General features: G+C 69.0%; 21 protein-coding genes. 12 read left to right on the plus strand and 9 right to left on the minus strand.

The genetic code is table 11. The annotated features are described in order from the left end of the window. Positions 1-3: 3 nt before the first annotated feature. Positions 4-312 (minus strand): putative quinol monooxygenase, encoded by a 309-nt coding sequence (locus VPA02S_RS12505; protein ID WP_015867994.1) that lies wholly within the window; start codon positions 310-312, stop codon positions 4-6. Positions 313-414: 102 nt separating this feature from the next. Here VPA02S_RS12505 and VPA02S_RS12510 point away from each other — a divergent pair, with 102 nt between their 5' ends. Continuing rightward, the gene (locus tag VPA02S_RS12510) at positions 415-1,743 is read left to right on the plus strand and encodes an Nramp family divalent metal transporter (RefSeq protein ID WP_062363889.1); all 1,329 of its coding nucleotides are present in this window, start codon (positions 415-417) and stop codon (positions 1,741-1,743) included. Between the two features lie 21 nt (positions 1,744-1,764). On the opposite strand, the gene VPA02S_RS12515 is transcribed toward VPA02S_RS12510, so the two are convergent. Together VPA02S_RS12515 and VPA02S_RS12520 are read right to left on the minus strand one after the other, a co-directional pair. Continuing rightward, a complete protein-coding gene (locus tag VPA02S_RS12515) occupies positions 1,765-2,106 on the minus strand; it encodes a protealysin inhibitor emfourin (protein ID WP_062363891.1) in 342 nt (113 codons plus the stop codon). Continuing rightward, the gene (locus tag VPA02S_RS12520; protein ID WP_062363893.1) at positions 2,103-3,173 is read right to left on the minus strand and encodes a M4 family metallopeptidase; all 1,071 of its coding nucleotides are present in this window, start codon (positions 3,171-3,173) and stop codon (positions 2,103-2,105) included. Before VPA02S_RS12520 ends, VPA02S_RS12515 begins: the two co-directional genes overlap by 4 nt. A 147-nt stretch (positions 3,174-3,320) precedes the next feature. On the opposite strand from VPA02S_RS12520, the gene VPA02S_RS12525 reads away from it, so the two are divergent. Next, positions 3,321-3,611, plus strand: a complete 291-nt coding sequence (locus tag VPA02S_RS12525) for a YciI family protein (RefSeq protein WP_015867990.1) — start codon at positions 3,321-3,323, stop codon at positions 3,609-3,611. A 19-nt stretch (positions 3,612-3,630) separates the two neighbouring features. Here the strand turns inward: VPA02S_RS12525 and VPA02S_RS12530 are convergent, their stop codons facing one another. The 3 genes from VPA02S_RS12530 to VPA02S_RS12540 all read right to left on the minus strand — a co-directional run bounded on the left by VPA02S_RS12530 (position 3,631) and on the right by VPA02S_RS12540 (position 6,784). Next, a complete protein-coding gene (locus VPA02S_RS12530) occupies positions 3,631-4,803 on the minus strand; it encodes a pirin family protein (protein WP_081247534.1) in 1,173 nt (390 codons plus the stop codon). Between the two features lie 77 nt (positions 4,804-4,880). Further along, on the minus strand, positions 4,881-5,303 hold the full coding sequence (locus VPA02S_RS12535; protein ID WP_015867988.1) for a VOC family protein: 423 nt from the start codon (positions 5,301-5,303) through the stop codon (positions 4,881-4,883). Between the two features lie 107 nt (positions 5,304-5,410). Beyond that, on the minus strand, positions 5,411-6,784 hold the full coding sequence (locus VPA02S_RS12540) for an amidase family protein (RefSeq protein WP_062363895.1): 1,374 nt from the start codon (positions 6,782-6,784) through the stop codon (positions 5,411-5,413). Positions 6,785-6,859: 75 nt separating this feature from the next. Between VPA02S_RS12540 and VPA02S_RS12545 the strand changes: the two genes are divergently transcribed. Then, positions 6,860-8,479, plus strand: coding sequence for a CYTH and CHAD domain-containing protein (locus VPA02S_RS12545; RefSeq protein ID WP_062363897.1), 1,620 nt, complete (start codon positions 6,860-6,862; stop codon positions 8,477-8,479). On the opposite strand, the gene VPA02S_RS12550 is transcribed toward VPA02S_RS12545, so the two are convergent. Together VPA02S_RS12550 and VPA02S_RS12555 are read right to left on the minus strand one after the other, a co-directional pair. Further along, on the minus strand, positions 8,476-9,312 hold the full coding sequence (locus VPA02S_RS12550) for a DUF6216 family protein (RefSeq protein WP_062363898.1): 837 nt from the start codon (positions 9,310-9,312) through the stop codon (positions 8,476-8,478). The two genes, VPA02S_RS12545 and VPA02S_RS12550, sit on opposite strands and share 4 nt — an antisense overlap. A gap of 14 nt (positions 9,313-9,326) precedes the next feature. Beyond that, positions 9,327-9,803 (minus strand): FKBP-type peptidyl-prolyl cis-trans isomerase, encoded by a 477-nt coding sequence (locus VPA02S_RS12555; RefSeq protein WP_062363900.1) that lies wholly within the window; start codon positions 9,801-9,803, stop codon positions 9,327-9,329. A 138-nt stretch (positions 9,804-9,941) separates the two neighbouring features. On the opposite strand from VPA02S_RS12555, the gene VPA02S_RS12560 reads away from it, so the two are divergent. The 6 genes from VPA02S_RS12560 to VPA02S_RS12585 are packed head-to-tail and all read left to right on the plus strand — an operon-like array spanning position 9,942 to position 14,711. Beyond that, positions 9,942-10,727, plus strand: coding sequence for an amino acid ABC transporter ATP-binding protein (locus VPA02S_RS12560; protein ID WP_018903453.1), 786 nt, complete (start codon positions 9,942-9,944; stop codon positions 10,725-10,727). Positions 10,728-10,746: 19 nt separating this feature from the next. After that, positions 10,747-11,700: an aminotransferase class IV gene (locus VPA02S_RS12565; protein WP_062363902.1), complete on the plus strand. Its 954-nt coding sequence runs from the start codon at positions 10,747-10,749 to the stop codon at positions 11,698-11,700. Positions 11,701-11,753: 53 nt separating this feature from the next. Further along, positions 11,754-12,605: a transporter substrate-binding domain-containing protein gene (locus VPA02S_RS12570; RefSeq protein ID WP_062363904.1), complete on the plus strand. Its 852-nt coding sequence runs from the start codon at positions 11,754-11,756 to the stop codon at positions 12,603-12,605. A 33-nt stretch (positions 12,606-12,638) separates the two neighbouring features. Beyond that, complete coding sequence (locus VPA02S_RS12575) at positions 12,639-13,319, plus strand: amino acid ABC transporter permease (RefSeq protein ID WP_062363906.1); 681 nt, start codon at positions 12,639-12,641, stop codon at positions 13,317-13,319. A 2-nt stretch (positions 13,320-13,321) separates the two neighbouring features. After that, positions 13,322-13,990, plus strand: coding sequence for an amino acid ABC transporter permease (locus tag VPA02S_RS12580; protein ID WP_015867980.1), 669 nt, complete (start codon positions 13,322-13,324; stop codon positions 13,988-13,990). Between the two features lie 37 nt (positions 13,991-14,027). Beyond that, the gene (locus VPA02S_RS12585; RefSeq protein ID WP_062363908.1) at positions 14,028-14,711 is read left to right on the plus strand and encodes a GntR family transcriptional regulator; all 684 of its coding nucleotides are present in this window, start codon (positions 14,028-14,030) and stop codon (positions 14,709-14,711) included. Positions 14,712-14,730: 19 nt separating this feature from the next. Here the strand turns inward: VPA02S_RS12585 and VPA02S_RS12590 are convergent, their stop codons facing one another. Next, positions 14,731-15,654 (minus strand): LysR family transcriptional regulator, encoded by a 924-nt coding sequence (locus VPA02S_RS12590; RefSeq protein WP_062363910.1) that lies wholly within the window; start codon positions 15,652-15,654, stop codon positions 14,731-14,733. 85 nt (positions 15,655-15,739) lie between these two features. On the opposite strand from VPA02S_RS12590, the gene VPA02S_RS12595 reads away from it, so the two are divergent. From VPA02S_RS12595 to VPA02S_RS12605, 3 genes are all read left to right on the plus strand, one after another. Next, entirely contained in the window at positions 15,740-16,129 is a 390-nt protein-coding gene (locus VPA02S_RS12595; RefSeq protein ID WP_018903459.1) for a DoxX family protein, read from the plus strand. Between the two features lie 36 nt (positions 16,130-16,165). Beyond that, positions 16,166-17,026, plus strand: coding sequence for a pirin family protein (locus VPA02S_RS12600; RefSeq protein WP_062363911.1), 861 nt, complete (start codon positions 16,166-16,168; stop codon positions 17,024-17,026). Between the two features lie 315 nt (positions 17,027-17,341). Continuing rightward, on the plus strand, positions 17,342-18,133 hold the full coding sequence (locus tag VPA02S_RS12605; protein WP_174545060.1) for a class II aldolase/adducin family protein: 792 nt from the start codon (positions 17,342-17,344) through the stop codon (positions 18,131-18,133). Positions 18,134-18,177: the final 44 nt, after the last annotated feature.

The raw sequence follows: 18,177 nt of genomic DNA on the forward strand, positions 1-18,177 counted from the left end.
TTTTCAGACCGGCTCGAGCACGTGGATCAGCTTGCTCTGGACCAGCTCCTTCGTCTTCGCGCCGTGGGCCGCCATGTGCGGTGCCACCGCATGGGCCTGCAGGTGGGCCAGCGTTTCCCATTTCTCGATCACCACGAAGGTGTCGGGGCCGAAGCTGGCCTTCGATGCCGGCACGCCCGCCGCGTCGACCGTGGCGCCGTATTCGATGCAGCCCTCCTCGGCCAGCACGGCCGCGCGGTTGGCGGCAAAGGCTTCGAGCAGGCTGGCGCGCTGGCCCGGCTTGGCGGTGATGACGGCGACGACGTGGATCATGGAAAAAAGCTCCGTAGTTTCATGTGTGTGGAATGGGACCGCCGAATCTAAAAGACCGGCCGCTGGGACAGCGGTCCCGCGCGCGACCCTATCATCGCCCGCATGTTCTTTCCCCTGCCCCGCACGGCCACCGCGCCCTTCTGTCCCTCCGAAGTCAAGGGCAGCGTGGCGGTCCCGCAGGACCTGCCGTTCGGCAAGAAGCTGCTGCGCTACGCGGGGCCGGGCCTACTGGTATCGGTGGGCTACATGGACCCGGGCAACTGGGCGACCGACATCGAGGCCGGTTCGCGCTTCGGCTACGGCCTGCTCTTCGTGGTGCTGCTCGCGAGCCTCGCGGCCATGCTGCTGCAGACGCTGTGCGTGCGGCTTGGCCTGGTGGTGCAGAAAGACCTGGCGCGCGCCTGCCGCGAGCACTATTCGCCGCGCGTGAACCGCTTCCTGTGGCTGGGCGCGGAGCTGGCCATCGTGGCCTGCGACCTGGCCGAGGTGCTGGGCAGCGCGCTCGCATTGCACCTGCTGTTCGGCGTGTCGATCCCGGTCGGCATCGGCATCACGGCGTTCGACACGCTGCTCGTGCTGGGGCTGCAGGGCGCGGGCTTCCGGCGCGTGGAGGCGATCGTGCTCGGGCTGGTGGGCACCATCGCGGGCTGCTTCGTGGTGGAGCTTGCGATGTCGCAGCCCAACTGGTTCGGCGTGGCAATGGGCTTCGCGCCCAGCTTCGAGCGGCTGCAGCAGCCGGGCGCGCTGTACCTTGCGATCGGCGTGGTGGGCGCCACCGTGATGCCGCACAACCTGTACCTGCATTCGTCCATCGTGCAGACCCGGCTGGTGGCCGACAGCGATGCGGCGCGGCGCGAGGCGGTGCGCTTCTGCACCTTCGACGCGGTGTTCTCGCTTTCGCTCGCGCTCCTGGTCAACGCGGCCATCATGGTGCTGGCGGCCAGCGCCTTCCACAGCACCGGCCATGTGGAAGTGACCGAGATCGACGACGCCTACCGGCTCATCGAGCCCATCGTGGGCAGCGCGTTCGCGGCCACGCTGTTCGGCATTGCGCTGCTGGCCTCGGGCCAGAGCTCGACCTTCACCGGCACCATTGCGGGCCAGATCATCATGGAAGGCTTTCTCGACCTGAAGATCCCGTGCTGGCAGCGCCGCCTGATCACGCGGGGGCTGGCGCTCGGGCCGGCGTTCCTGGGGGTCTGGTGGTTCGGCGATGGCGGCGTGGGCAAGATGCTGGTGCTGAGCCAGGTGGTGCTGAGTTTTCAGCTGCCCTTCGCGATGTGGCCGCTGATCCGCTTCACGAGCAGCCGCGCGCTGATGGGTGGCTTTGCCAACGGCACGCTGGTCAAGCTGCTGGCCTGGGGGCTGTTCGGCGTGATCAGCGCGGCCAACGTGTGGCTGGTGGCGTCGGCGGTGCTCGGCGGCCCTTGATTCGGCGGAGAAGAAAAAGCCTCAGCGCTCGGCCGCGTCTTTCCACAGGTGCACCAGCGACGCGGGCGCCTCGTTCTCGGGCACCTCGAAGCTGACCGAAGAACCTGAACGGGAGGTGGCGCTTTCCACCACCACTTCCACGCGGTAGAAGCGCTGGTCGCCGCCCGGCGAACCGGGGCCGCCGCGCGGCTCCGCGTGCGGCGCCGCGCTTTGCAGCGCCTCGCCGATCTGCTGGCGCAGTTCCTCGCTGCAGTTGCCCAGCTGGTAGCTGCGCGGGCGCGACAGGCCCGGCACGTAGGCCACGCCGCCCTCGCGCGTCACCCGCACGACGGAGGCCTGGTCCAGGGGCGGAAGCTGAATCATGATGGTGTGACTCCCACGGTGTTCCATGCAGCGCCAACGGCCTGGTGCGCCGCGCTGCCGGCGCCGAAGCGCCTGGCCGCATTTTCCACGCTGAGCTGTGCGAAGGCCAGGAAATCGGCGTCCTGGCGCAGCCGCCGGTCGCATACCGTGTCGTACCAGACGCGCCCGGCCGTCTCCCATGCCGGACCCTGGATGGCCGTGGCAGCGAGATGGAAGGCGCGGTTCGGAATGCCGGAATTGATGTGCACGCCGCCATTGTCCTGCCGCGTGTCGACAAAGTCCTTCATGTGGGCAGGCTGCGGGTCCTTGCCGAGCACCGGGTCGTCGTAGGCCGTGCCGGGCTCGGCCATCGAGCGCAGCGCGCGCGCCTTGACCTTGCCGGTGAAGAGCCCCGCGCCCACCAGCCAGTCGGCCTGCTGCGCGGTCTGCTTGAGCAGGTGCTGCTTGACCAGCGCGCCGAACACGTCGCAGATCGACTCGTTGAGCGCGCCCGGCTGCCCCTGGTAGACCAGGCCCGACTCGTGGTCGATCACGCCGTGCGTGAGCTCGTGGCCGATGATGTCCACCGCGATGGTGAAGCGGTTCATGACCTCGCCGTCGCCGTCGCCGAACACCATCTGCCTGCCGTTCCAGAAGGCGTTGTCGTAGTCGTTGCCGTAGTGCACGCTGCCCGTGAGCGGCATGCCCGCGCCGTCGATGGAATCGCGCTCGAAGATGTCGTGGTACAGGCGGTAGGTGGCGCCCAGGTAGTCGTAGGCCTCGTCGGCGGCGATGTCGCCGGTGGCGGCCTGTCCTTCGGCACGCACCAGCCGCCCCGGCAGGACCATGGTGTGCTCTGCGTCGTGGATGGCGCGCGCGGGCGAGCCGCGCCGCACATAGCTGGGCGCGGGGCCCGACGACACGCCCTGCCCGGCCACCGCCTCGCGCAGGCCGCGGTGCTGCAGGTCGATCATCAGCGTCTGCGCCGCCTTCGCGCTGGCATGCGCACCGGCATGTTGCGCCAGCCGGTCCAGCAGGTACGGCGGTACGAAGCTGGGCGGCAAAAGGCCAGGCGAGCGAAGCGGCATGGGCGACTCTCCTTTGCAGTTGAGGGCAACAAAAAAGACGGTATCAGAAAGCCGTAAAACCTGGATCACACCGTTACTTCTGGTCATGCGGTGGCCGCGTTCCAGGCCATACGATCGGAGCCTTCCGATCCACTTGCCGCCCCTGCCATGTTCATCGTCACGCTCACCTACATCCGTCCGCTTGAAGAGCTCGATGTGTTGATGGATGGGCACATGGCGTGGCTGCGAAAGCACTACCAAAGTGGTCTGTTCCTGGCCTCGGGCCGGCAGGTGCCGCGCAAGGGCGGCGTGATCTTCGCGCGCTCGGGCGACCGGGCAGAGCTCGAGGCCGTGCTCGCACGCGACCCCTTCGTGCAGAACGGCGTGGCCAGCACGCACGTGATCGAGTTCGTGCCGAGCATGACCGCGCCCGCGACGGAGATCCTCAAGGCGCTCTGAGGCCGCGCAGCCGCACGGCTCAGGTCGCCGGCTTTTCCTCGCGCCCGCCGGGGTGCCGCGCAAAGCGCGCCGCATCGCGGCCATGCACCGGCGCCGGATCGCTCCAGGGCCAGCCGCCGAACTGCGTGCGGCGGTAGTCGGCCAGCGTCTGGCTGATCTCGGCCTGCGTGTTCATCACGAACGGACCGTACTGCGCCACCGGCTCGGCAATGGGGCGCCCCTGCAGCAGCAGGAATTCGCCCGGCTCTTCATCGCCGTTGCACAGCTCGACGGCGGTGTCCGCGCGCAGTTCGATGGCGGCCGGGCCTTCCACGCGCCGGCCTGCGATGGTGGCCACCGCGCCCTTGAAGAAGTACAGCATGCGCCGCGTGCCTTCGCCCGCGGCGGGCGGCAGCGTCCATTGCGCGCCGGGCGTCATCTTGAGCGTCCAGATCGCGACGTCGGCATCGGCCTGCGCGGCCCATGAATCGGGCGGCGGCGGCAGCGGGCGGATCGGCTCTCCGTTGCCCGCGGCCGTGCCGCCGAAACGGCCCGCGACCACCGCGATCTCGGTGCGGCCGCCCGCCGCGTCGTCGGACGCAAGGCGCGGGATGGCTTCCGACCAGAACATCGTGAAGTGCGGCTCGGCCATCTTGCTGCTGGCCGGCAGGTTGAGCCAGATCTGGAACAGTTCGAGCGGATTGGGCGCGTTGGCATCGAGCAGCGGAAACATCTCCGAATGCACGATGCCCTTGCCCGCCGTGAGCCACTGCACGTCGCCGCCGCCGAAGCGCGCGGTGGCGCCCAGCGAATCGGAATGGTCGACCAGCCCCTTGCGCACGATGGTCACCGTCTCGAAGCCGCGGTGCGGGTGCGAGGGAAAGCCCGGCACCGTGTCGCCGTGGTACATGCTCCAGCCGTCCTTGCGGCTGAAGTCCTGGCCGATCTGGCGGCCCGCGAGCGGGGCCTCGGGCCCCATCTGCGCGTTGGCCTTCGGATAGGCGTCATCGTGATAGACGCAGAACAGGAACGGGTCGATCGTCTGCCACGGGAAGCCGAGCGGGCTCACCTGCAGCACGGGGCTGCGGCCTTCGTCGATAGGGCTGCTGCTGTCGTTGTTGCTGGACACCTCGGTATTCCTTTCGGTTGGGCGTGCCGCGGCCGGATGCGCGGCAACGCTGCTGTCGGGAATATCGGGGCGCACCCGCTTCAGGGAAGGGGCCTTCCGCGCAACAGTGAGGAGCGCATATGGAACGATGGGCATCGTTCTGCGTGCTTGGCGGCGCGCCCTCAGGCGTTCTGGTGGGTCACTTCGGCGTTCGGGTCCATGTACATCAGCTCCCACAGGTGGCCGTCGAGGTCCTGGAAGCCGTGGCCGTACATGAAGCCGTAGTCCTGCGGCTCGCGCGGCACCGTGCCGCCCGCGGCCACCGCCTTGGCCACCATCTCGTCGACCTCGGCGCGGCTTTCGCACGACAGGCACAGCAGCACCTCGGTGCTCTTGCTGGTGTCGGCGAGGCTCTTGCTCGTGAAGGTCTTGAAGAAGTCTTCCACCAGCAGCATCGCGTGGATGCTGCCTTCCTGGATCACCATGCAGGCGGCGTTGGCGTCCGTGAACTTCTCGTTGAAGGTGTAGCCCAGCGCGGCAAAGAATGCCTTGGACTTGTCGAGGTTCTTGACGGCGAGGTTCACGAAGATCTGCTTGTTGGCCATGGTTGTCTTTCCTGTGTCGATGAAGAGTGGAGCGGAGCTTTGCCGGTGTGTTGTGTACACCGTCCACAAAAGATACCAAAGAAAATGTACGGTGTCCACATTTTTTTTCAAGCGGCACTTTTGGCCAGCAGCCCGGCCAGCGCGAGGGTGCTGCGATCCTCGAAATACGGGCCGACGATCTGCACGCCCAGCGGCAATCCGCCGGCCGTGAAGCCCGCGGGCGCGACCGTGGCGGGCAGCCCGCCCAGGCTCGCGAGCCCGGACCAGGCCGCCAGCTCGCCATACGGTGTGGGCCTTCCGTCGATAGTGAGCGTGCGCTTCTCGAAATCGGGCTCGGCCATGTGCTCGAAGGCTGCACAGCCCACCGCCGGGCACAGCACGGCGTCGAATTGCGTGAACAGCGTGCGCAGCTGCGCCCGGATGCGCGTGCGCGTGGCCAGCAGGTCGAACCAGGTGCGAAGCTGCATCGGCGAGCGGCCGCCGGGCTCGGCATGCGCGAGCACGGTCTGCACGATCTGGCCGTAGGTGTCGCCGACTTCGGCCAGGTCGGGCAGCAGGTCCGAGGCTCGGGCCACCGAGGCGCCGGCCTTTGCCAGCCGCTGCCCGGCGCCTTCGACGGCGGCGCGCACATCGGCCGCCACCGCGGCCTGCGGATGCGCGGTGACCACCAGCACGCGCCAGTCCTTGGCCGCCGCATGGCGCGCCGCCGGCAGCATGAAGCGGCCCTGCGCCACGTGGGCCGCATCGGGCCCGGCCAGCACGTCGAGCGCCAGCGAGAGGTCCTCGGCGCCATGGCCGATCGGTCCGATCACCGAGGGCAGTGAGGCCAGCGCCTCCTCGGTGCCCGGAAACGCGAAGCCGCGCGTCGGCAGCAGGCCGTGGCTCGGCTTGTGCGCGTACACGCCGCAAAAGCTCGCGGGAACACGCAGCGAGCCCGTGAGGTCGGAGCCCAGCTCCAGCGCCACCATGCCGGTGGCCACGGCCGCCGCGCCGCCGCCCGACGAGCCGCCCGGCGTGCGCCCGGCGTCGAGCGGGTGCACCGTGCGGCCGTACACCGGGTTGGCGCTCTGCCAGTCGGCCAGCGCCGGCGGCACGTTGGTCTTGCCGAGAATCACCGCGCCCGCCGCCTTGAGGCGCGCCACGGCCACGGCGTCCTGCTGCGGCACGAAATCGCGGAACTGCGGCAGGCCCCAGCTGGTCGGCAGGCCGGCCACGTTGAAAGCCTCCTTCACCGTCATCGGCACGCCCAGCAGCGGCCGGCGCTCGCCGCGCGCGAGGGCCGCGTCGGCTTCGGCGGCCTGGCGGCGCGCGCGGGCGAAGTCGCGCACCACCACCGCGTTGAGCGCACCGTCGATCGCCTCGATGCGGGCGATGGCGGCTTCGCACAGCGCCGCGGCGCTCAGCTGGCCGGCGGCCAGTGCCCTGGCCGATGGGGCGGCGCCTGCGGCGAGCAGGGCGGTGGGATCGAGCGGTGTGGCCATGGCGAGCCTTTCCTTCTTTCCTGATGCGCAGCGGCAGGCGCAAAGCCGGCGGCGCGATGAACAAGACCGGGCATCATGGCCGGCATGGAAATCGAGTTCAAGTTTCATGTTCCCGCACAGCGCCTGAAAGCCGTCGAGGCCGCCATGCGGCGCGGCAGCGTGGTGCGCACGCGGCTGCAGGCGCGCTATTTCGACACCGCGGACCAGGCGCTGGCCGCCCAGGGCATCGTGCTGCGCCTGCGCAAGGAGGGGCCGCGCTGGGTGCAGACGGTCAAGGCCACCGGCGACAACGCGCTGCACCGGCTCGAACACAACGTCGACCTGGGCGCCGCAGCAGCCGGCGGCGGCGCGCCGGCCATCGACCCGCAGCGCCACCAGGGCACGCCCGTGGGCGAACGGCTTGCCCAGGTGCTGGCCGCGAGCGGCGCACCGCTGGTGGAGCGCCAGTCCACCGACATCGTGCGGCTCACGCGCGATGTGCGCACCACCGGCGCCGGCGCCGCCGTGGTGGAACTGGCGCTCGATGTCGGCAAGGTCATCGCCCATGCGGGCACGCCGGACGAGCGCGAGTCGCCCGTGTGCGAACTGGAGCTCGAGCTCAAGCGCGGCGGCGTGCAGGGGCTCGTCGCGCTCGCGCGCCGCTGGTCGCAGCAGCACGGCCTGTGGTTCAGCACCGTGTCCAAGGCCGAGCGCGGCGCGCGGCTGCTGGCAAAAGTCGATGCGGTGCCGGCCGTGAAGGCCGAGGCGCCGCGCTTTGCCAACGAGAAAGAAAAGCCGGGCGGCCCCGCCATCCAGCAGGCCGTGGTCGCGTCCTGCCTCGCGCAGATGCTGCCCAACGCGAGCGAGATCGCCGCGGGCAGCACGGATGAAGAGCAGATCCACCAACTGCGCATCGGCATCCGGCGCCTGCGCACCGCGCTGCGCGAACTCGCGGGGCTCGACCCGCGCACCGGTCTTTTCAACGGCGGCGAATGGGAGCCGCCGCTGGTCGAGGCCTTCCGCGCGCTCGGCGCGCTGCGCGACCGCGAGCAGGTCGTGAGGCTGGCGCAGCCGCAACTGCGCGAGGCGGGGGCGCCGGAGTTCGATCCGCTGGCTGGCGACGATGCGGCGCCCGAGGCGCCCTCGCCCGGCGAGGTGGTGCGCGCGCCGGCGTTCCAGGCGGTGCTGGTGTCGCTGATCGGCTTCACCGCGGCCACCGCCGGGGAAGCTGCGCCGCAGGCCGAGGCCGAAGGTGCCGGGCAGCCCGCGTCAGCGCCGGCGCCGCTCGACGCCGCCGAGGCGCGCCGCCTTCTGCGCAAGCGCCTGCAGCGGCTGCATCGGCAGGCGGTGCGCGACGGCCGCCGCTTCGAATCGCTGTCGGCCGAAGACCAGCACCGCACGCGCAAGCGGCTCAAGCGCCTGCGCTACCTGGCCGAATTCGCGGCGCCGCTGTTCGCCGCCGATGCAGACGACGACAAGGAAAAGCCGGCCGCCGAGCACTACCTGAAGCGCCTGCGCCCCGCACAGGACGCGCTGGGCGAATTCAACGACGAAGCCGTGGCGCTCGCGCTCTACCGCGAAGCCACGGCGCGCGATGCGCGCGCATGGTTCGCCGTCGGGTGGTTCAGCGCGCGCCACGCGGCGGGCGCGAAGGCCTGCCGCAAGGCACTGGGCCGGATCGGGAAGGCGCCGCGGTTCTGGAAGAAGCGCAGCTAGTCGCGGAGGTCCAAGCTCAGCTGAGTACCTGGCAGCGATGGATCAATGCCGCGCTTTGCCAACTTGTGAGCTACGGATCCGGACGCCCATGAAAACAGGCCCATCCATGAGAGCCACAGGGCGAACGCAATCAACATGACCAGCGACCATCGCTGCTCGCTCAATGCCTTTTTCACGAACTCGGCCATGCCATCCGATTTCAGAATGCCGCAAAGAATGTTGACTTCCTGTTCGCTGAACGACGTGCGCGCTGAATTCGCACTTGCAGCTTGTGAGCAATCGCCGGCTCTCAATGCCGCAGCGCCGAGAGGCCAAGCAGACTTCATCTCAGTTGGACTTGCCCAGAAAGATCGCTGCGTGCTTTTCAGCGTGAGGAGCGTCTGAGAGGAGAAGAGACTTGTCACACAGACGAAGCCGATCGCGACTACGAAAAAAAGCCAGACCAGCCTCAAAGTTTGCGAAAAACGCGACGGCAGCTTGTGAACCCGGACTTGACGAAGCTCCGCATCAAAGAGTTCTCCGCACATGCTCAGCGTGCGCATCTGCACTCCGTTCAGCTTCGTCCATTCAATGAGTTGATGCGCTTCTTTCAAGCTGGCGACGGGCACGCCGGCAAACATGCGAAAGGAGATCAGGCTTGTCTGCTCATCAACAAATGCGCGCACCTGCGGATCGGAAATTTCCTGTTTCCCATGAACTAGCTGCCACAAGCGGTTCAGAAGGACATGGCGCGACTCGGTGCGCCACACCACCCAAAGGAAAGCCACCCCGATAAGCAGGGGCGCGACGACGCCGAAAACACTGGAGATGTTGGAGGCGTTCGGGAAATCCATGACCCGGCTACAGGTCAGTGATGGTGCCCATGCACACCATGCACGTGCCGATGCTCGATCTCCACCGGCAGCGCCGCGCGCACGTCCGTCACCTGGAGGCTGAACTTCAGCGCCTTGCCGGCCCAGGGGTGGTTGCCGTCCAGCAGCACGACCGGGCCCTTGATCTTCATCACGGTGAAGAGGTGCTCGGTGCCATCGTCGAGCCGCCCCTCGAGTTGCCCGCCCACCTTCACGCCCGGCGGGAATTCGGACTTGGGGATGCTGCGCACCAGCGACTCGTCGCGCAGGCCGAAGGCGTCTTCGGGCGCCAGGTTCAGCGTGGTCTGGAAGCCCTTTTCCTTGCCATCGAGCGCTTCCTCGATCTTGGGCAGCGTGTTCTCGTAGCCGCCATGCAGGTAGGCCATCGGCTCGGGGCTGGCTTCGATGAGCTTGCCCTGGGCGTCGGCGACCTTGTACTTGAGGGTGACGACTGTGTCTTTTTCGATTTTCATGGGGGGCGATTCTCCCGCAGGGGCGAAGCGGCCGCACACGGCTGTCGAGCGCCCTCGTGGGGAAGCATGGCATGGACTTTGCATGGATAGTACAACTCCCGATTGTCGATTGTTCGACAATCCATACCATTGCATGCCATGACAGCCGCCCCGCCGCCCGTTCTCCGCATCCAGGCCCTGCACAAGCGCTACGGCAGCCACCACGTGCTGCGCGGCATCGACCTCGACGTGCTGCCCGGCGACCGCATCGCCATCATCGGTTCGAGCGGTTCTGGCAAAAGCACGCTGCTGCGCTGCCTCAACTTCATGGAAGTGCCTTCCGCCGGGCAGGTGGTCCTCAAGGGACGCGCCGTGGGCCGGCCCGTGCCGGGTTCCGACACGCTGCGCTATGGCGAGGCCGAGCTCAGCGAGGTGCGCAAGCAGGTCGGCATGGTGTTCCAGCAGTTCAACCTGTTCCCGCATATGACGGTGCTGCAGAACGTCATGGAGGGGCTGGTGACCGTCAAGCGCCTGCCCGCGGCAGAGGCCCGCGAGCGCGCGCTGGCCGAAATCGCCAAGGTGGGGCTCGCGGAAAAAGCCGCCGCCTACCCGGGCCACCTGTCCGGCGGCCAGCAGCAGCGCGTTGCCATCGCCCGCGCGCTGGCCATGGAGCCCGAGGTGCTGCTGTTCGACGAGCCCACGTCCTCGCTCGATCCCGAGCTGGTCGGCGAGGTGCTCGGCACCATCCGCGCGCTGGCCGACGAAGGCCGGACCATGCTGCTCGTGACGCACGAGCTCGGCTTTGCCTATCACTTTGCCAACAAGGTGGTGTTCCTCGCCGACGGGCTGCTGCACGAGAGCGGCACGCCCGACGAGGTGCTCAAGCACCCGAAGCAGGAGCGCACGCAGCGCTTCATCGAGCGCTTCACCGCCTTCCACTTCTGATCCCAGGACCCTCATTCATATGCACGCCGACAGCGCCCCCTCGAAGACCAGTTCCCAGGCCTACGCCCCCGATGCACGCAACGACCAAGTGCTCGTCTACGTGAACGGGCAGTTCGTGCCGCGTCACCAGGCGGTGGTGTCGGTGTTCGACGCCGGCTACGTGTGCGGCGACGGCGTGTGGGAGGGCGTGCGCCTGGTCGACGGCCGCATCATCTCGTTCGACGCCCACATCGACCGCATGTACGAGGGCGCGAAGTCGATCGCGCTGGACATCGGCATGACCCGGGCGCAGATGAAGCAGGTGGTCGTCGACACCTTTCTGCGCAACGGCATGCGCGACGGCGCGCACGCCCGGCTCATGGTCACGCGCGGCGTCAAGAAAACGCCCAACCAGGACCCGCGCTTCATCATCGGCGGCGCCACCGTGGTGTGCGTGGCCGAGCACAAGGTGGTCACGCCGGAGGCCAAGCGCAACGGCCTGAAGCTCTTCACCTCGACCTTGCGCTGCAGCGGGCCGGACGTGTTCGACCTGCGGCTCAACTCGCACAGCCGCCTCAACCTGATCCAGGCCCTGATCCAGGCCATCCAGGCCGGCGCGGACGAGGCGCTGATGCTCGACCCCCACGGCTTCGTCTCGAGCTGCAATTCCACCAACTTCTTCGCGGTGCGGGGCGGCGCGCTGTGGACCTCGTCGGGGCGCTACTGCTTCAACGGCATCACGCGCGCCACCGTGGTGCGGCTCGCACGCGAGGCGGGCATCCCGGTGCACGAGGGCGACTTCACGCTGGCCGAGGTCTACGCGGCCGACGAGGCCTTCGTCACCGGCACGCTGGCCGGCCTCACGCCGGTGTCGTCGGTCGACGGCCGCGCGCTGGCGCCGCTCGGCCCGCTCACGCAGCGGCTCGACGCGCTTTACCGCGCCTACATCGCGAGCGCGAACGAGGCCCATGGCGCGCTGCCCGCGGCCGCCTGAACACCGCCACACCGCCTGCTCCCTTCAACTCCAGTCCACGGAAAGCCCATCCCATGAACGCCACCACTCCCTTCCAGCGCCTGCGCCGTGCCGTCGCCCTGGCGCTCGCCGCCTCCCTGTCGCTCGGCAGCCTTGCCGCCGGCGCGCAGACCCACACGCTGCAGAAGATCAAGCAGAGCGGCGAGCTGCGCATCGGCGTCGCGCCCGGCGATCCGTGGTACTTCCGCGATCCCGCCTCGGGCACCTGGACCGGGCTCGGCGTGCTGCTCGGCGAACAGGTCGCCAAGGAGATGGGCGTGAAGATGACGCCGGTCGAAACCACCTGGGGCAACAGCGTGGCGGCGCTGCAGGCCGGGCAGATCGATGCCATGTTCGTGCTCGACGCCACCGAGGAGCGCAAGAAGGCGATCGACTTTCCGGCCAGCCCGCTGCTCTGGTATGCGCAGGGCGTGCTCGCGAAGGACGGCCTCGTCGCCAAGAACTGGGCCGACCTCGACAAGCCCGAAGTGCGCATCGGCGTGGCGCTCGGCACGGCGACCGACCGCGACCTGACCACGCGCCTGCCGAAGGCGAAGATCGAGCGCTTCACCAATACCGACGAGACCGTGGCGGCCTTCATGTCGGGCCGCGTCGACGCGATCGGCTTCTATCACCCGGCGCTGGTCATCGCGTATTCGAAGATCCGCAAGGGCAAGGTGCAGGTGCCGCAGCCGGTCGTCGCGCTGCCGACCAGCGTGGGCATCCGGCGCGAGGCCGATGCGGGCTTTCGCAACCAGCTCGACGGTTTGATCGGCAAGCTCTACGCCTCGGGCCAGACGCAGGCGCTGTACGGCCAGTACCTCAAGACCAAGGGCATCGACCCGGCCACCGTGCCCGGCGTGATGAAGGAAACGCTCGGCCAGTAGGCCGGGACGCATCGAACCGGCGGGCGGGCGCACATGAACTACGAATGGGACTTCAGCGGCGTCTGGGCGCACCGCGACATGCTCCTGGCGGGCTTCCTCGGCACGATGAAGATCGCCGCCGTCGCCATTGCGCTGGGCGTGGTGTTCGGCGTCGTGCTCGCGGCTCTTCGGCTGTCGGGCAGGACGTGGCTCGCCAGGCCCGCGCTGTGGGTCATCGAGTTCTATCGCAACACGCCGCCGCTGGTGCATTTCTTCTGGGCCTTCTACGCATTGCCGGTGCTCATCGGCGTGAGCCTGGACCCGTATGCGGCGGCGGTCATCGCGCTGTCGACGCAGTCGGGCGCGTTCTTCGCCGAGGTGTTCCGCGGCGGCCTGGTGTCGATCGAGCGCGGGCAGTGGGAAGCGGCGCGCGCCGTCGGCATGCGCTCGCACCAGGCCTTGCGCCGCGTGGTGCTGCCGCAGGCGCTCGCGCGCATGCTGCCGCCGTTCATCGAGCGTTCGTTCGAACTCATCAAGACCACCGCGCTGGCCTCCACGCTGGCCTACTCCGACCTGCTCTACCAGGCCATGCAGCTCAACTCGATCACCTTCCGGCCGCTGGAGGTGTACACGGTGGTCGCGGCCATCTTCTTCCTGGCGCTGTTCTCGCTGAGCCTCGTCGCACGCGTGGCCGAGCACCGCCTGGCCATTTCCACCCGCGCTGCAGGACACTGACGATGGATTTCACCTGGGACTTCTCGGCCGTGCTGCAGCACTGGCCCGTGCTGCTCAAGGGCGTGGGCGTCACGGCCGGCCTGTGGGCCGTCGCCTTTCCCTCGGCGATGGCGATCGGCCTGCTGATCGCGCTGGGCGCGCGCTCGAAAAGCCGCCTCGTGGGCGCCGCGACGCGCGGCTACATGGAGCTGTTCCGCAACATCCCGATCCTGATCCAGCTGGTGTGGTTCTTCTACGCGTTTCCGATCCTCACGGGCTGGCAGCTCACGCCCTATGTGGCGGCGCTGCTCGCGCTCTCGCTCAACGCATCGGCCTACTGCTCGGAGATCTTCCGCGGCGGCATCGCCTCGCTGCCGGCGGGCCAGTGGGAAGGCGCGCGCGCCCTGGGCATGCGGCGCGTGCAGGTGCTGCGCCGCGTGGTGCTGCCGCAGGTGCTCAAGCGCATGCTGCCGGCCTTCACCAACCGCGGCATCGAGCTGGCGAAGAACACGTCCATCGCGTCCGTCATCGCGGTGCACGAGCTCATGTACCAGGGCCGCGCGCTGAGCGCCGCCTACTACCGGCCGCTGGAAATCCTGACGGCCGTGGCCGTGGTGTACTTCGTGCTCATCTACCCTGGCGCCTATGCCGCAAGCCGCCTCGAAAAGCGCCTTGCCCTGCGCAGCCATTGACGTCCACCGCCCACGCCCCGACACCCGACCCGCCGCGATGAAGACCCTCCCCGATTTCGCCCCCGCCCCCTCGGCCACGCGGCGCGACTACGTGGCGCAGACCCTGCGCGACGCCATCCTCACCGGCAGGATCGCGCCCGGCACGCAGCTGGTCGAGAGCCACTTCGCCACCCAGTTCGGCGTCAGCCGCGGCCTGCTGCGCGAGGCGATCCGCGAGCTCATCGAGACCGGCCTGCTCGTGAACAAGCCCTACGCCGGCACCTACGTGACCGACATCAGCGAGGAAACCATGAGCGACGTGTACGAGGTGCGCCGCATCATGGAAAGGCAGGCGTTCATCCGCCTGTGGCCGCAGCGCGACGAAGCCTTTCGCGCCGAGATGACCGCGCGCTACGAGGCATTGGCCGAAGCCGCTTCCAGCAGCGAGCTGCATCGCGAGAGCGCGGCGGAGGCCCACTTCCACGGCCTGGTCTACGAGCGCTGCGGCAATCAGCTGCTGCTCGACGTCTGGCACCAGATGACGCAGAAGATCCAGCTCGGCTTTGCGGTGTGCCGCCTGACCCATGCGCCCAAGCCCGACTTCGCGGAGAACCACCACCTGTTCCTCGAGCTGGCCATCGGCAGCGACCTCAACGCGATGCTCGAGGAGCTCGATGCGCACCTGCTGCGCGGCCTGTCGACCATTCGGCACGCGCTGCGCAACACGGCCCCGCGCGGCTGAGCATGGGTCATGAAACCCGTTATTCGGTGCGCAGCATCTCCGGCAGCGCCTCCACCGCGCTGAGCTTCTCCATCACCATCCCGATGAACGCCGACACCGCCAGCGGCAGGTGCTTGCGGCTCGGGTAGAGCACGCTCAGCCCCTGCCCGGTGCGCTGGTACTGCGGCAGCACCGGCACCAGCCGGCCGGCCTCCAGGTCGAGCCGGGCCATGGTGGGCGGCAGCAGCGCGATGCCAAGGCCGGCGAGCGCGGCCTTGCGCAGCGCCTGCGCGGTGTTGCCGCTGAAGCGGCCCCCAACCTGCACTTCTTCTTCCGCGCCGCCGGGGCCGGCCAGGCGCCAGAGGGCGCGGCCGCTCGGATGGGGCGAGGTCACGCAGTCGTGCTCCGCCAGCTCCTGCAGGGTGGCGGGCGCGCCGCGCGCGGCGATGTAGGCGGGGCTCGCGACCATGCCGTCGGTCCGGGCGCCCAGGAGCTTGCGGCCGACGTAGCCGGAGTCGGGCAGCGCGCCGCCGCGGAATGCGATGTCGATCTGCTCGGCGATCAGGTCGGCCCTGGCGTCGCTGAGTACGAAGTCGACGCGCACCAGCGGGTGCGCGGCCAGGAAGCCGGCCACCCACTCCATCGGGAAGAAGTCGAAGAAATCGGCCGTCGCCGCCACGCGCACCAGGCCGCTGGGCTGCTGGCTGCCGGTGATCAGCGCCTGCCCGGCCTCGACCAGCCCGTCGACCGCGCCCGCGCAGCGCTCGTGGAACGCCCGGCCCGCGCTGGTCAGCGTGAGCCTGCGGGTGGAGCGCTGCATCAGCCGCGTGCCCAGCTGCGCCTCGAGCTGCTGGATGCGCCGGCTCACGGTGTTGGGCGGCAGTCCCAGCCGGCGCGCCGCCGCGGCAAAGCTGCCGTGGCGCACCACCTGCACGAACATGGCAATGTCGTTGAGGTCGAGCATGGCGGGGATTCCTTCTGTTGATGGACGAGTGCAATCCGATTCTGCCGTCTAGTCGATCAATGGGTGCCGCCCTAACCTTCTGCCCATGACTTCCACATCTCCCGCTTCCACTTCCCCGATCCAGCGCCGCATCGTCTGGGGCGTTCGCATTCTTCTGGCGCTGGCCTTCGGCGCCGCCGGCCTCGCCAAGCTGGCCGGCGTGCCGCAGATGATCCAGGTGTTCGAGGCGGTGGGCTTCGGCCAGTGGTTCCGCTACCTGACGGGCGTGGTCGAGGTCGGCGGCGCGGTGCTGCTGCTGGTGCCGGCGACCGGCTTCGTCGGCGGCCTGCTGCTGGCCGCGACCATGGCCGGCGCCGTGGCCACGCACCTCGTGCTGATCGGCGGCAGCCCCGCGCCGGCCGTGGTGCTCCTGCTGCTGTCGGCCTTCGTGGCGTGGCGCCTGCGCCCGGTGCCGGCGGCCAGCAGCGCCGCCTGATCTTTCTTTCTTCTTCCATCGGTTAAGGAGCCTCCCATGACCACCGCCGTTGCCACCACCATCACCACCGAAGCCCGCGCCATCGTCTACCGCACGCGCGGCTCGCAGCACGGGCCGATCACGCGGCTCATGAGCCCGGGCGACCTGGGCGAATTCCTCAAGCCCTTTGTGTTCCTCGACCTCTTCGGCTTCGACACCTCGGGCGGCCGCAAGGGCTTCGGCATGCACCCGCATTCGGGCATTGCCACGCTGACCTGGCTGATCGAAGGCGACACGCGGTACGAGGACACGACCGGCGAGCAGGGCGTGCTGCCGGCCGGCGGTGTCGAGTGGATGCGCGCCGGCAACGGCGTGTGGCACGACGGCGCGCCCGCGCCGGGCACCCAGCGCGTGCAGGGCTTCCAGCTCTGGGTGGCCCTGCCGGCCTCGGAAGAAAACGCGCCGGCGCAGAGCATCTACCTCGCACCCTCGCAGGTGCCGCGGGAAGGCCCGGCGCGCGTGCTGCTCGGGCGCCACGGCGCGGCGCAAAGCCCCATTCCGGCCCCGGCGCCGATCAACTACCTGGCCGTGCAGCTGAAGGACGGCGAGCACTGGCGCTACACGCCGCCCGCCGGCCACACGGTGGGCTGGATCGCGGTCGACGCGGGCCGGCTCGATGCGGGCGATGGCGAACCGGTCACTGCCGGCGAGCTGGCGGTGTTCGAGGAATCGGGCGCGGCCATCGGCTTCGTGGCCCAAGGCGACACCTCCTTCGTGCTGGGCTCGGCCGCGAAGCATCCGCATGAACTGGTGATGGGGCACTACTCGGTGCACACCAGCAAGGCGGCGCTCGAGCAGGGCGAGGCCGAGATCCGCCGCATCGGTGCGCGGCTGCGAGAGGAAGGCCGGCTGCGCTGAAGAGGGCACTTTCCCGCTGCACCCTGGTGCATCCGGCGCCTTCATGGCGCAGCCATGCCGCCCCAAAGGCACCGTCCGGCCCCACGCGCCGCGCGCACTTTCTCCAGTGCGCGCGGCGTTTTTCCTGGCGCCCGCCCTTCGCCGGCGCGCCTTTGCGCACTTCCAGCCGCCTCACCAAGGGCTTACCCCATCACGCAGGCCTGCATATTGCTTAAGACTGTCGTCGGTTGACTGTCGACAGTTTGCGCAGTCGATCCGATGAACCCCGAACATGGCGCCGGCGGCCTCCCGCCGGGCCTGAAAAAGGAACGCGACATGCAATTGCAGGCAGTGGGCCGCCAGGCCCCATCCGTTTCCGATGCCGAGCGCCAGGTGCGCGAAGACCTGGCCGCGGCCTACCGGCTGGTGGCGCACTACGGCATGGACGACAGCATCTACACGCACATCTCCGCGCGCGTGCCGGGCACCGAGGACCAGTTCCTGATCAACCCCTTCGGCATGCTGTTCAAGGACATCACGGCTTCGTCGCTGGTGAAGATCGACCTCGATGGCCGCATCCTCGACGACTCGCCCTGGGACGTGAACCCGGCCGGCTTCACCATCCACAGCGCGGTGCATTCGGCGCGCCACGACGCGGCCTGCGTGCTGCACACGCACACGGTGGCGGGCGTGGCGGTGTCGTCGCTGGCGGGCGGGTTGCAGCCCTGCAACCAGTGGGCGCTGCAGTTCTACAACCGCGTGGTCTATCACGACTTCGAGGGCATCGCGCTCGATGCCGATGAGCGCGAGCGCCTGGTGGCCGACCTGGGCCCGACGGCGCGTGCGCTGATCCTGCGCAACCACGGCCTGGTCACGCTCGGGCGCACGGTGTCGGAGGCTTTCATCCTGATGCTGAACCTGGAACGCGCCTGCCGCGTGCAGGTGGCGATCCAGTCGAGCGGGCTGCCGGTGCATCCGGTGCCGGCCGAGGTCTGCGAGAAGACCGCGCAGCAGTACGAAAGCGGCGACAGCGTGCGCCAGCCGGGCCAGCCCGACCCCAACGCGCGCGAATGGCGCGCACTGCTGCAGCGCATCGACCCGCTTCCCGCCACCTCGTACCGCGACTGAACGCGGCGGCGCCGCCATCTGCGGCGCCCGCGTCCTGCCGTTCC

It is taken from the genome of Variovorax paradoxus NBRC 15149, assembly GCF_001591365.1.
Taxonomy (GTDB): domain Bacteria; phylum Pseudomonadota; class Gammaproteobacteria; order Burkholderiales; family Burkholderiaceae_C; genus Variovorax; species Variovorax paradoxus.

What these genes read in the sequence shown, in the direction of transcription:
- VPA02S_RS12540 (WP_062363895.1), bottom strand. Translation starts at nt 6,784, where the DNA reads ATGGCCACACCGCTCGATCCCACCGCCCTGCTCGCCGCAGGCGCCGCC.
- VPA02S_RS12585 (WP_062363908.1), top strand. Translation starts at nt 14,028, where the DNA reads ATGAAGACCCTCCCCGATTTCGCCCCCGCCCCCTCGGCCACGCGGCGC.
- VPA02S_RS12520 (WP_062363893.1), bottom strand. Translation starts at nt 3,173, where the DNA reads ATGCCGCTTCGCTCGCCTGGCCTTTTGCCGCCCAGCTTCGTACCGCCG.
- VPA02S_RS12580 (WP_015867980.1), top strand. Translation starts at nt 13,322, where the DNA reads ATGGATTTCACCTGGGACTTCTCGGCCGTGCTGCAGCACTGGCCCGTG.
- VPA02S_RS12545 (WP_062363897.1), top strand. Translation starts at nt 6,860, where the DNA reads ATGGCCGGCATGGAAATCGAGTTCAAGTTTCATGTTCCCGCACAGCGC.
- VPA02S_RS12575 (WP_062363906.1), top strand. Translation starts at nt 12,639, where the DNA reads ATGAACTACGAATGGGACTTCAGCGGCGTCTGGGCGCACCGCGACATG.
- VPA02S_RS12555 (WP_062363900.1), bottom strand. Translation starts at nt 9,803, where the DNA reads ATGAAAATCGAAAAAGACACAGTCGTCACCCTCAAGTACAAGGTCGCC.
- VPA02S_RS12550 (WP_062363898.1), bottom strand. Translation starts at nt 9,312, where the DNA reads ATGGATTTCCCGAACGCCTCCAACATCTCCAGTGTTTTCGGCGTCGTC.
- VPA02S_RS12605 (WP_174545060.1), top strand. Translation starts at nt 17,342, where the DNA reads ATGCAATTGCAGGCAGTGGGCCGCCAGGCCCCATCCGTTTCCGATGCC.
- VPA02S_RS12560 (WP_018903453.1), top strand. Translation starts at nt 9,942, where the DNA reads ATGACAGCCGCCCCGCCGCCCGTTCTCCGCATCCAGGCCCTGCACAAG.
- VPA02S_RS12525 (WP_015867990.1), top strand. Translation starts at nt 3,321, where the DNA reads ATGTTCATCGTCACGCTCACCTACATCCGTCCGCTTGAAGAGCTCGAT.
- VPA02S_RS12505 (WP_015867994.1), bottom strand. Translation starts at nt 312, where the DNA reads ATGATCCACGTCGTCGCCGTCATCACCGCCAAGCCGGGCCAGCGCGCC.
- VPA02S_RS12510 (WP_062363889.1), top strand. Translation starts at nt 415, where the DNA reads ATGTTCTTTCCCCTGCCCCGCACGGCCACCGCGCCCTTCTGTCCCTCC.
- VPA02S_RS12535 (WP_015867988.1), bottom strand. Translation starts at nt 5,303, where the DNA reads ATGGCCAACAAGCAGATCTTCGTGAACCTCGCCGTCAAGAACCTCGAC.
- VPA02S_RS12595 (WP_018903459.1), top strand. Translation starts at nt 15,740, where the DNA reads ATGACTTCCACATCTCCCGCTTCCACTTCCCCGATCCAGCGCCGCATC.
- VPA02S_RS12565 (WP_062363902.1), top strand. Translation starts at nt 10,747, where the DNA reads ATGCACGCCGACAGCGCCCCCTCGAAGACCAGTTCCCAGGCCTACGCC.
- VPA02S_RS12515 (WP_062363891.1), bottom strand. Translation starts at nt 2,106, where the DNA reads ATGATTCAGCTTCCGCCCCTGGACCAGGCCTCCGTCGTGCGGGTGACG.
- VPA02S_RS12570 (WP_062363904.1), top strand. Translation starts at nt 11,754, where the DNA reads ATGAACGCCACCACTCCCTTCCAGCGCCTGCGCCGTGCCGTCGCCCTG.
- VPA02S_RS12590 (WP_062363910.1), bottom strand. Translation starts at nt 15,654, where the DNA reads ATGCTCGACCTCAACGACATTGCCATGTTCGTGCAGGTGGTGCGCCAC.
- VPA02S_RS12600 (WP_062363911.1), top strand. Translation starts at nt 16,166, where the DNA reads ATGACCACCGCCGTTGCCACCACCATCACCACCGAAGCCCGCGCCATC.